Annotated in this window: 8 protein-coding genes; 5 read left to right on the top strand and 3 right to left on the bottom strand. The window is 66.7% G+C overall.

Features of this window, described 5'->3' with window-relative positions:
• Positions 1-510 precede the first annotated feature (510 nt).
• From AC6CHL_RS01080 to AC6CHL_RS01065, 4 genes are read left to right on the top strand one after another with little or no spacing between them, the layout of a single operon-like run.
• A complete protein-coding gene (locus AC6CHL_RS01080) occupies positions 511-2,781 on the top strand; it encodes a methyl-accepting chemotaxis protein (RefSeq protein ID WP_498292891.1) in 2,271 nt (756 codons plus the stop codon).
• A gap of 54 nt (positions 2,782-2,835) precedes the next feature.
• Positions 2,836-3,699, top strand: coding sequence for a CheR family methyltransferase (locus tag AC6CHL_RS01075; protein WP_038688533.1), 864 nt, complete (start codon positions 2,836-2,838; stop codon positions 3,697-3,699).
• Positions 3,696-4,292, top strand: coding sequence for a chemoreceptor glutamine deamidase CheD (cheD, locus tag AC6CHL_RS01070; protein WP_038688535.1), 597 nt, complete (start codon positions 3,696-3,698; stop codon positions 4,290-4,292). Before AC6CHL_RS01075 ends, cheD begins: the two co-directional genes overlap by 4 nt.
• Positions 4,289-5,359, top strand: coding sequence for a protein-glutamate methylesterase/protein-glutamine glutaminase (locus AC6CHL_RS01065; RefSeq protein ID WP_038688537.1), 1,071 nt, complete (start codon positions 4,289-4,291; stop codon positions 5,357-5,359). Before cheD ends, AC6CHL_RS01065 begins: the two co-directional genes overlap by 4 nt.
• 243 nt (positions 5,360-5,602) lie before the next feature.
• Here AC6CHL_RS01065 and acnB read toward each other — a convergent pair whose 3' ends face one another.
• The 3 genes from acnB to AC6CHL_RS01050 all read right to left on the bottom strand — a co-directional run bounded on the left by acnB (position 5,603) and on the right by AC6CHL_RS01050 (position 8,880).
• Complete coding sequence (acnB, locus tag AC6CHL_RS01060; protein ID WP_038688539.1) at positions 5,603-8,188, bottom strand: bifunctional aconitate hydratase 2/2-methylisocitrate dehydratase; 2,586 nt, start codon at positions 8,186-8,188, stop codon at positions 5,603-5,605.
• 61 nt (positions 8,189-8,249) lie between these two features.
• Complete coding sequence (locus AC6CHL_RS01055) at positions 8,250-8,648, bottom strand: type II toxin-antitoxin system VapC family toxin (RefSeq protein ID WP_038688541.1); 399 nt, start codon at positions 8,646-8,648, stop codon at positions 8,250-8,252.
• Between the two features lie 7 nt (positions 8,649-8,655).
• The gene (locus tag AC6CHL_RS01050) at positions 8,656-8,880 is read right to left on the bottom strand and encodes an AbrB/MazE/SpoVT family DNA-binding domain-containing protein (protein ID WP_038688544.1); all 225 of its coding nucleotides are present in this window, start codon (positions 8,878-8,880) and stop codon (positions 8,656-8,658) included.
• Positions 8,881-9,167: 287 nt separating this feature from the next.
• On the opposite strand from AC6CHL_RS01050, the gene acnA reads away from it, so the two are divergent.
• Entirely contained in the window at positions 9,168-11,924 is a 2,757-nt protein-coding gene (gene acnA / locus AC6CHL_RS01045) for an aconitate hydratase AcnA (RefSeq protein ID WP_498292887.1), read from the top strand.
• Positions 11,925-11,986: the final 62 nt, after the last annotated feature.

Genomic DNA, 11,986 nt, shown 5'->3' with positions numbered 1-11,986 from the left:
GCCCAGGCACTGTCCGACGATCTTCCCGACCACGCAGCTGCAATTGCGAGAGTGTGTGGGCGTGGAGAGTAGGACCAGATTCCAGCGATAAACACTCGGAAAATCCTGTGCATTCGGTAGGAAAACACCGATATTTCATGTGTTTGGTCCGATGCGACATTGATACGTCGCATTCGACTCTGCATTGGACAACCAAACCGATCGACCAACGCCATGTGCGGTACATTTTTCTCACCCCCCAGGCGCGTCGACAGGTCGAATCCGACACAGTGCGGCGTCGCGCGCGCCGAACGCGCCCTTCGGCCCACCGCCGATGGCCTGTCCCGGAAGCACCCCGGCGGCGGCCCCGGTATTCGGGTCTGCGCTCTTGCCCCGAGATCGAGTGACGCCTCCTCCAGGGCAATCGCCACCCCAACCTGAATACGCTCAGCCACCCACCCTCAATAGCCGCTGCCTTTGGCCGATAACAGCATTGCCGCGACACGTTCGTCGACCAAAGATGCCCTGCCCATGAATCTGATCAGCCGCTGGAACCAGTACTTCTCCAACCTGTCCGTCAGGCGCAAGCTCAACCTGCTCACCGCGTTGATCGCCGTCGGCGTCATCGCCCTGGCCGTGATCGCCGCGCGCATGCAGTACCTGGACCTCACCGATACCCGCAAGGACAGCCTGAAGATCCAGGTCGAACTCACCTACGGCATCCTGGACCACTACCATCGCCTGGCCGAAACCGGCGAGCTGACCGAACCGGCGGCCAAGGCTGCCGCACTGGAAGCGCTCGCACGCATGCGCGCCGACAGCGACGCCTACTACTACAGCGTCTACGACACCCAGTACCGCGTGCTCATGCATCCGTTCCGCAAGGACCTGATCGGCAAGGACATGCAGGCGTTCCGCTCCGAGGACGGCGTGCAGCTGTTCCACGACCTGGTGCAGGTCGCCCGCCAGGGTGGCGGCGTGGTCTCCTACAGGTGGGCCAAGGCCGGTGCCGAAGGCCTGTACGACAAGTCGTCCTACGCTGGCCTGTACAAGCCATGGCAGTGGGTCATCAGCAGCGGCGTGTACATGGAAGACGTGCAGCGCCAGGCGCTGGTGTTCACCGCCATCATGACCGCCAGCGGCGGCGCCATGGTCCTGATCGTGCTGGCCCTCAGCTGGCTGATCGGCAACCGCATCACCCTGCCGCTGCGCCAGGCCACCCAGGTCGCCGAGAGCATCGCTGCCGGCAAGCTCGACAGCCGCATCGGCGCCCAGGCCCACGACGAGCCGGGCCGCCTGCTGGAAAGCATGGCGCGCATGCAACAGCAGTTGCACGCGGTGATCAGCGGCCAGCGCGACATGGCCAGCCGCCACGACGCCGGCCAGACCAGCTTCCGCATGGACGAAAGCGCCTTCCCCGGCGAGTACGGGCTGATGGTGCACGAAACCAACACCCTGGTCGGCGCGCACGTGCAGACCATGCAGAACGTCCTGCAGGTGGTGCAGCGCTACGCGGTGGGCGACCTGTCCGCCGAGATCGCGCGCTACCCCGGCGAGAAGGCGGCCATCACCGATACCGTCGATTCGGTCAAGCAGAACCTGGCCAGCATCAATGCCGAGATCAAGCGCCTGGGCGCGGCGGCGGCGGCCGGTGACTTCAGCCAGCGCGGCGACACCGCCCGCTTCGACCACGACTTCCGCCTGATGATCGCCAACCTCAACGCGATGATGCAGGTCAGCGACGACAACCTGGGCAAGCTCTCGCAGCTGCTCTCGGGCATCGCCGAAGGCGACCTCACCGTGCGCATGCACGGCGACTTCCAGGGCGTGTTCGCCAGCATGCGCGACGATGCCAACGCCACCGTGTCCCAGCTGACCCAGATCGTCGGGCAGATCCAGACCGCGGCAGGCAGCATCAACCAGGCGGCCGGCGAGATCGCCAGCGGCAACAGTGACCTGTCGCGCCGCACCGAACAGCAGGCCGCCAACCTGGAAGAAACCGCAGCCTCGATGGAGGAGCTGACCTCCACCGTGCGCCAGAATGCCGAGCATGCCCGCCAGGCCAACCAGCTGGCCATCGGCGCGCACGGCGTGGCCAGCCAGGGTGGCGAGGTGGTCGGCCAGGTGGTCACCACGATGAGCGCGATCGAAGCCAGCTCCAAGCGCATCGCCGAGATCATCTCGGTCATCGACGGCATCGCCTTCCAGACCAACATCCTGGCACTGAACGCGGCCGTGGAAGCCGCGCGTGCCGGCGAACAGGGCCGCGGCTTCGCCGTGGTCGCCTCCGAAGTGCGCACCCTGGCCCAGCGTTCGGCCGGTGCGGCCAAGGAGATCAAGGGCCTGATCGACGACTCGGTGGCCAGCGTGGCCGACGGCTCGGCGCTGGTGCGCAAGGCCGGCACCACCATGGGCGAGATCGTCGCCTCGGTGCAGCGCGTGACCGACATCATGGCCGAGATCTCCGCGGCCTCGCAGGAACAGTCGGCCGGCATCGACCAGGTCAACCAGACCGTGGTGCAGATGGACGAGACCACCCAGCAGAACGCCGCACTGGTCGAGGAAGCCACCGCCGCAGCGCGCGCGATGGAAGAACAGGCCGGCCAGCTGTCCGACGCCGTGGCCATCTTCCGCCTGGACAACCACGTGGCCGCCGCCGTCAGCGCGGTCACCGCGCGCGTGGTGGTGCCCGCCCCGGCACGGCCTGCGGCCCGTTCGGCCGCGCCCAGCCCGGTACGTGCCGCGCCCGCCCCGCGCGCGCCACGCACCACGCCGGACGACGGCAACTGGCAAGAGTTCTGAGCCTTCGCGGTGGCCACCCGGCCGCCGCCTCCCCACCCTCCTTCGAGTCCGCCCGTGTCCACGCCTTCTGCCCCTGCCACCACCGCCCAGAACGGCCGCGAATTCGAGTTCGCCGATCGTGATTTCCGCCGCGTCTGCGACCTGATCTACCAGCGTGTCGGCATCTCGCTGGCACCGGCCAAGCGCGACATGGTCTACGGCCGCCTGTCGCGGCGCCTGCGGGCGCTGGGCCTGCGCAACTTCCACGACTACCTGGATCAGCTCGAACGCGACGGTGGCGACGAATGGCAGGCGTTCACCAACGCACTGACCACCAACCTCACCGCGTTCTTCCGCGAACCGCACCACTTCGAAAAGCTCGACACCGAACTGCGCGCGCGGTCCGGCCACGGCACCCTGCAGCTGTGGTCGTGCGCGGCCTCCACCGGCGAGGAGCCTTACTCCATGGCCATCACCGCCTGCGAAGCCTTCGGCACGCTCAAGCCGCCGGTACGGATCCTCGCCACCGACGTGGACACCCAGGTCCTGGCCACCGCCAGCCGCGGTGTGTACGCCATCGACCGGGTGTCCGGACTCGACCCGGCGATCAAGAAGCGCTATTTCCAGCGCGGCAGCGGTCCCAACGAAGGCAGCTGCCGGGTCAACCCGGCCCTGCGCGACCTGATCGACTTCCGCCCGCTCAACCTGCTCAGCAGCCGCTACGACGTCGGCGGCCCGTTCGATGCGTTGTTCTGCCGCAACGTGATGATCTATTTCGACAAGCCCACCCAGCGCGGCATCCTGTCGCGGCTGATCCAGCACATGGGCGATGACGGCCTGCTCTACACCGGCCACTCGGAGAACTACCTGCACGCCGCCGACCTGATCCAGCCGTGCGGGCGCACGCTGTACAAACGCGCCCCCGGAGCCCCGGTATGAACGCCGTGATCCGCAATGACGATGTGATGCGCTACTTCGACAGCCGCTTCAAGGTAACGGCCGCCAAGTTGTTGCCCACCCAGTACCTGGTGGTGGACGACGACACCGCGCTGACCACCACGCTAGGTTCGTGCGTGGCCGCCTGCCTGCGCGACCCGGTGCTGAAGATCGGCGGCATGAACCACTTCCTGCTGCCCGAAGGCAACGTCGGCGACGGCGCGCCCGCCCGCTATGGCAGCTATGCCATGGAACTGCTGATCAACGACCTGCTCAAGCGCGGCGCGCACCGCAAGCGCCTGGAAGCCAAGGTGTTCGGCGGTGCCAACGTGTTGAAGGGCTTCACCAGCAACCCGGTGGGCACCCGCAACGCCGAGTTCGTGCGCCAGTACCTGCAGGCAGAGCACATCCCGGTGCTGGCCGAGGACCTGTGCGGCATCCATCCGCGCAAGGTGTGGTTCTTCGCCGATACTGGTCGCGTCGTCGTGCAGCGCCTGCCGCATGCGCATGAAGCCGAAGTGGCCGCCACCGAATCGGCCGTGCGCGCCCGCCTGTCCAAGGCCCCGGTCACCGGTGGCGTGGAGCTGTTCGAATGACCCAGACCGGCCCCTGTCGCGTGCTGATCGTCGACGACTCCGCCGTGGTACGGCAGATGCTCAGCGAAATCCTCGCCAGCGACCGCGATATCGAGGTGGTCGGCACCGCCGCCGACCCGTTGCTGGCCCGCGAGAAGATCAAGCGCCTGGCCCCGGACGTGATTACCCTGGACGTCGAAATGCCGCGCATGGACGGCCTGGCGTTCCTGGAAAACCTGATGCGGCTGCACCCGTTGCCGGTGGTGATGATCTCCTCGCTGACCGAACGTGGCGCCGACACCACCCTGCAGGCGCTGGCGCTGGGCGCGGTGGATTTCGTGTCCAAGCCGAAATTCGACGTCGCCCGCGGGCTGCAGGCGTATGCCGAAGAGATCATCGGCAAGGTCAAGATGGCCGCGCGCTCCCGCGTGCGTACCCTCGCCCGCCCCAGCGCTCCGCGCATCACCCTGGACGCGGTGGCCCCGGCCGCCACGCCGCGCGCGATCCAGTTCCGCACCACCGACCGCCTGATCGCCATCGGCGCCTCGGCCGGCGGCACCGAAGCCCTGCGCGTGGTGCTGGAAGGCATGCCGGCCGACGCGCCGGCGGTGGTGATGACCCAGCACTTGCCCGCTACTTTCAGTACCCCGTTCGCCGAACGCCTGGACCGCCATTCGGCGATGTCCGTGCGCGAAGCCAGCGACGGTGAAGCGGTACTGCCTGGCCACGCCTACCTCCCGCCCGGCGGCAAGCACCTGCGGATCATCCGCGACGGTGCGCGCTGGCGCTGCCGCGTCGACGACGGCCCGGCCGTGAACCGGCACAAGCCGGCAGTGGACGTGCTGTTCCGTTCGGTGGCCGAAAGCGCCGGCGCCAACGCGATCGGCGCGATCCTCACCGGCATGGGCGACGACGGCGCGCGCGGCCTGCTGGAACTGCGCAACGCCGGCGCCCCCACCCTGGTGCAGGACGAAGCCACCAGCGTGGTCTGGGGCATGCCCGGCGCGGCCTACAAGCTCGGTGCCACTGAAGAAATGGTCCCGCTGGAACGCATCGCCGAACGACTGATGGCCATGGCGCGCGCATAACGCATGCCCGGCGGCTCACCGCCAGCCACGTAGCGCCGGGCTCTGCCCGGCCGTCCGAATCACGTAGAGCCGGGCTCTGCCCGGCTGGGGCGGTCCGCGCGAACGGCAGCCGGGCAGCGCCCGGCGCTACGGAATCTACGCATTACAACGAAAAACCCCCGGCTTTCACCGGGGGTTTTTTGTTTTCAGCCCATCGACCAACGGTCGATGGCTACCGGTTGCCGGCCATCGGCCGGCAACGCATCAGGCAGCAACCGTCTTGGCCACGTCCTGGTAGTCCTCGATCTGGTCGAAGTTCATGTAGCGGTAGATGTCCTTGCTGCTGGCATCCAGCACGCCGATGTCGGCCATGTACTCTTCCTTGGTCGGGATGCGACCCAGACGCGAGCAGATCGCGGCCAGTTCGGCCGAACCCAGGTACACGTTGGAGTTGCGGCCCAGACGGTTCGGGAAGTTGCGGGTCGAGGTCGAGAAGACGGTCGCGCCCTCACGCACCTGTGCCTGGTTGCCCATGCACAGCGAGCAGCCCGGCATTTCCATGCGTGCGCCGGCGGTGCCGAAGGTGCCGTAATGGCCTTCCTTGGTCAGCTCCGAGGCATCCATCTTGGTCGGCGGGGCCACCCACAGCTTGGTCGGGATGTCGCGCTTGCCTTCCAGCAGCTTGGCCGCCGCACGGAAGTGACCGATGTTGGTCATGCACGAACCGATGAAGACTTCATCGATGGCCGCGCCGGCCACGTCCGACAGCGTCTTGACGTCGTCCGGATCGTTCGGGCAGGCCACGATCGGCTCGTGGATGTCGGCCAGGTCGATCTCGATGACGGCGGCGTACTCGGCGTCGGCGTCCGGAGCCAGCAGCTCCGGGTTGGCCAGCCAGGCTTCCATCTTCTCGATGCGGCGCGCCAGCGAACGGGCGTCCTGGTAACCCTCGGCGATCATCCACTTCAGCAGCGTGATGTTGCTGGTGAGGTACTCGATGATCGGCTCCTTGTTCAGGTGCACCGAGCAACCGGCGGCCGAACGTTCGGCCGAGGCATCGGACAGTTCGAACGCCTGCTCGACCTTCAGCTCCGGCAGACCTTCGATTTCCAGGATGCGACCGGAGAAGATGTTCTTCTTGCCGGCCTTGGCCACGGTCAGCAGACCGGACTTGATCGCGTACAGCGGAATCGCGTTGACCAGGTCACGCAGGGTCACGCCCGGCTGCATGGTGCCCTTGAAGCGCACCAGCACCGATTCGGGCATGTCCAGCGGCATCACGCCGGTGGCGGCCGCGAAGGCGACCAGGCCCGAGCCGGCCGGGAACGAAATGCCCACCGGGAAACGGGTGTGCGAATCGCCGCCGGTGCCGACGGTGTCGGGCAGCAGCATGCGGTTGAGCCAGCTGTGGATCACGCCGTCGCCCGGACGCAGCGAGATGCCGCCACGGGTGGAGATGAACTCCGGCAGGGTGTGGTGGGTCTTGACGTCCACCGGCTTCGGGTACGCCGCGGTGTGGCAGAACGACTGCATCACCAGGTCGGCCGAGAAGCCCAGGCAGGCCAGGTCCTTCAGCTCGTCACGGGTCATCGGGCCGGTGGTGTCCTGCGAGCCCACCGAGGTCATCTTCGGTTCGCAGTAGGTGCCCGGGCGCATGCCCTGGCCTTCCGGCAGGCCACAGGCGCGGCCGACCATCTTCTGCGCCAGCGAGAAGCCCTTGCCGGTATCCGGCGGGTCCATCGGCAGGCGGAACAGATCGGTCGGGGCCAGGCCCAGCGCTTCACGCGCCTTGGCGGTCAGGCCGCGGCCAATGATCAGCGGAATGCGGCCACCGGCGCGCACCTCGTCGAACAGCACGTCGGACTTGACCTTGAACTCGGCGATCACCGCACCGTCCTTCAGGGCCTTGCCGTCGTACGGGCGCAGCTCGATCACATCGCCCATGTTCATCTGCGACACGTCGAGTTCGATCGGCAGCGCGCCGGCATCTTCCATGGTGTTGTAGAAGATCGGGGCGATCTTGGAACCCAGGCACACGCCGCCGAAGCGCTTGTTCGGGATGAACGGAATATCTTCACCGGTGAACCACAGCACCGAGTTGGTGGCCGACTTGCGGCTCGAACCGGTACCGACCACGTCGCCCACGTAGGCCACCAGGTGGCCCTTGTCCTTCAGCGATTCCAGGAACTTGACCGGGCCGCGCTTGCCGTCTTCTTCCGGCTCGATGCCATCGCGCTTGTTCTTCAGCATCGCCAGGGCGTGCAGCGGGATGTCCGGGCGGGTGGTGGCGTCCGGGGCCGGCGACAGGTCGTCGGTGTTGGTTTCGCCGGTCACCTTGAGCACGGTGATGGTCAGGCTTTCGGGCACCTGCGGACGGCTGGTGAACCATTCGGCATCGGCCCAGCTCTGCAGCACGCCCTGGGCGTTGGCATTGCCGGCCTTGGCCTTTTCCTGCACGTCGTGGAAGGCGTCGAAGACCAGCAGGGTCTTCTTCAGCGCGTCGGCGGCGATGGCGCCGACCACGGCGTCATCCAGCAGCTGCACCAGCGGGGCGACGTTGTAACCGCCGAGCATGGTGCCCAGCAGTTCGGTGGCGCGCTCGCGGCTGATCAGCGCATTGACTTCGCTGCCCAGGGCAATCGCGGCCAGGTACGAGGCCTTGACCTTGGCGGCGTCATCGACGCCGGCCGGCACGCGGTGGGTCAGCAGTTCCAGCAGGAACTCGGCTTCGCCGGCGGGCGGGTTCTTCAGCAGTTCGATGACGTCGGCCGTCTGCTGGGCGTTCAGCGGCAGCGGCGGGATGCCAAGCGCGGCGCGCTCGGCTACGTGGTGGCGGTAGGCTTCCAACATGACAACTCCCGGGATTTCTTTGAAAAGACTGCGATTGAATACAGCGGTGGAATAAGTGGGCTCAAGCGTGCGGCACGATCAGCTTCAGGCCCTTGAAGTAGTCGCGGTAAAACGTATCGTTCCAGGTGATCAGGCCATCGCACTGCAGCAGCGCGTGCGACCCGACCATGAAATCGTCCAGCCCGCGCCTGCTGGTGCCGCGCTGGCGGTGGCGGCGGTGCATCTCGCCGGCGCGCAATGCGGACTTGGCCTCCAGCGGGCTGAAATGGATACCCATTTCTTCCAGCGCGCCCTGCACCTCGGCGCCGCCGCGCAGCGAGGCGCAGATCTCAGCCAGGGTTACGCCGCAGATCACCACGCGCCCTCCGACCAGGCTTTGGCGCAGGCAGGCTTCCACGGCGTCGGCCTGGGGGCCGTTGCTGAGCAGCTCGATCAGGACCGGCGAATCGACGGCAATCATGCGCGGCTCACTCGGCGTCGCGGACCGCGTCGACGGCGGCCTGGGCCGAATCGAAGCCATCCAGGGCGAACTTGCCGCGGGCGCGCGAAATCGCGTCGTCCACGCTCTTGCGCAGGATGATCCGGCTGCCGTCCAGTTCCACTTTCAGCTGGGTGCCCTTGGTCAGGCCGAGCGCATCGCGGACCGCCTTGGGCAAGGTGATCTGTCCGCGTTCTGCAACGGTGGCTTCCATCGGTAGGCCCTCCAAAGTATGCACAAATTATACATACTTCCGGGGGCATACTTCCACCCGAGGACGCGCCACGCCCCATCCCGGCCTTGCCGGCCAAAGGATACGCAGGTCCCCATGACATCAGCGATACATATCTCTATGTACCCTGAGACCCGATGCCGCAGGCCGAAGGCCGGCTGAATCGTTCATACTTGGAACGGTCACCGGGCCTATGGGCCAACGGCGAACGCAAGCAGGCCTGCCTCGGGCGGGCCAACGCAAGCCATCCGCAAGAGGAGTCACCCCGCATGAGCGATTCGTTCTCCACCCGCAGCCAGCTGGACGTCGGCGGCACGACCTACGACTACTTCAGCCTGCCCAAGCTCGGACAGCAGTTCGACATCTCCCGCCTGCCCTACTCCATGAAGATCCTGCTGGAGAATCTGCTCCGGCACGAGGATGGTGGCGCCACGGTCGGTCGCGACCACATCGAGGCAGTGGCCCGCTGGAACCCGACCGCCGAGCCGGACATCGAAATCGCCTTCATGCCCGCACGCGTGGTGCTGCAGGATTTCACCGGCGTGCCCTGCGTGGTCGACCTGGCCGCGATGCGCGATGCGGTGGTCAAGCTGGGCGGCCGCCCGGAACAGATCAATCCGCAGATCCCCTCGGAACTGGTCATCGACCATTCGGTGCAGGTGGACGTGTTCGGCACGCCCGACGCGCTGGACCTCAACGGCAAGATCGAATTCCAGCGCAACATGGAACGCTACGGCTTCCTGCGCTGGGGCCAGAAGGCGTTCGACAACTTCAAGGTGGTGCCGCCCAACACCGGCATCGTCCACCAGGTGAACCTGGAGAATCTGGCCCGCGTGGTGATGACCGCCGACAAGGACGGCACGCCGGTGGCCTACCCCGACACCGTGTTCGGCACCGACAGCCATACCACCATGATCAATGGCATCGGCGTGCTCGGCTGGGGCGTGGGCGGCATCGAAGCCGAGGCGGCCATGCTCGGCCAGCCGTCCTCGATGCTGATCCCGCAGGTGGTGGGTTTCAAGCTCACCGGCAAGCTGCCCGAGGGCGCCACCGCCACCGACCTGGTGCTTACTGTCACCCAGCAGCTGCGCAAGCACGGCGTGGTTGGCAAGTTCGTCGAGTTCTTCGGCGAAGGCCTGCAGCACCTGCCGCTGGCCGACCGCGCCACGATCGGCAACATGGCCCCGGAATACGGCGCCACCTGCGGCATCTTCCCGATCGACGAGGAATCGCTGAACTACCTGCGCCTGTCCGGCCGCAGTGAAGAACAGATCGCCCTGGTCGAGGCCTACGCCAAGGCGCAGGGCCTGTGGCACGACGCGCAGACCGCGCACGCCAGCTACAGCGCCACGCTGGAACTGGACATGGGCACGGTCAAGCCGTCGCTGGCCGGCCCGAAGCGGCCGCAGGACCGCGTGCTGCTCGAAGACGTCAAGCAGAACTACCGCGACAGCCTGGTGGGGCTGACCACCAACCGCGACAAGCGCAACGATGACGTGTCCAAGTTCGTCAACGAAGGCGGCGGCGCAGCGGTCGGCAACGAACAGCTGGCCAAGGGCTACAGCGATGTGGAACTGGATGGCACGCGTTTCCGCCTGAAGGACGGCGCGGTGGTGATCGCCGCGATCACCTCGTGCACCAACACCTCCAATCCGGCGGTGATGATCGGTGCGGGCCTGCTCGCACGCAACGCGGCCGCCAAGGGCCTGGACCGCAAGCCGTGGGTGAAGACCTCGCTTGGCCCAGGCTCGCGCGTGGTCACCGATTACCTTGAAAAGGCCGGCGTGCTTACCGAGCTGGAGAAGATCGGCTTCTACGTGGTCGGCTATGGCTGCACCACCTGCATCGGCAATTCGGGCCCGCTGCCGGCCGAAGTGAGCGCCGGCATCGCCGCTGGCGACCTGGTAGTGACCTCGGTGTTGTCGGGCAACCGCAACTTCGAAGGCCGCGTACACCCGGAAGTCAAAATGAACTACCTGGCCAGCCCGCCGCTGGTGGTGGCCTATGCGATTGCCGGTACCACCGACATCGACCTCACCACCGAGCCGCTGGGCAATGACCGCGACGGCAACCCGGTGTACCTGCGCGACATCTGGCCGAGCAACAAGGAAATCGGCGATGTGATCGCCGCAACCATCGGGCCGGAGATGTTCAAGCAGAACTACGCCGATGTGTTCAAGGGCGACACCCGCTGGAACACCATCGCTTCGCCGGACGGCGACCTGTACGCATGGGACGGCGCATCGACCTACATCAAGAACCCGCCCTACTTCGACGGCATGACCATGCAGGTCGGCCACGTCGACGACGTGCACGGCGCGCGGGTGATGGGCCTGTTCGGGGATTCGATCACCACCGACCACATCTCCCCGGCCGGCAACATCAAGAAGGACTCGCCGGCAGGCCGCTTCCTGCAGGAGCGCGGCGTGCAGCCGGCCGACTTCAACAGCTACGGCAGCCGCCGCGGCAACGATGACGTCATGGTCCGCGGTACGTTCGCCAACATCCGCATCAAGAACCTGATGTTCGGCGGCGAGGAAGGCGGCAACACGCTGTACTTCCCCGCAGGCGGTGGCGAGCCGCAGAAGCTGGCTATCTACGACGCGGCCATGAAGTACAAGGCCGACGGCGTGCCGCTGGTGGTGTTCGCCGGCAAGGAATACGGCACCGGCTCGTCGCGTGACTGGGCGGCCAAGGGCACCAACCTGCTGGGCGTCAAGGCCGTGATCACCGAGAGCTTCGAGCGTATCCACCGCTCCAACCTGGTGGGCATGGGCGTGCTGCCGCTGCAGTTCAAGGCCGGCGAGAACGCGCAGAGCCTGGGCCTGGACGGCTCGGAGACCATCGACATCACCGGCTTGAACGATGGCGCCAGCAAGACGGCCACCGTAACAGCCACCAAGTCCGATGGCACCCGCAAGACCTTCGAGGTGCACGTGATGCTGCTCACGCCGAAGGAAGTGGAGTACTTCAAGCACGGCGGCCTGCTGCAGTACGTACTGCGCCAGCTGGCTGCCAAGGGCTGACCCCACCGGTAGGCCCCGACCGTTGGTCGGGGCTGCCATGAAAGCGCCACGACCAACGGTCG

This window comes from Stenotrophomonas sp. GQ19, assembly GCF_059758695.1.
Note: the sequence above shows the minus strand (reverse complement) of the source record. Positions and strands in the feature narration are given on the sequence as shown.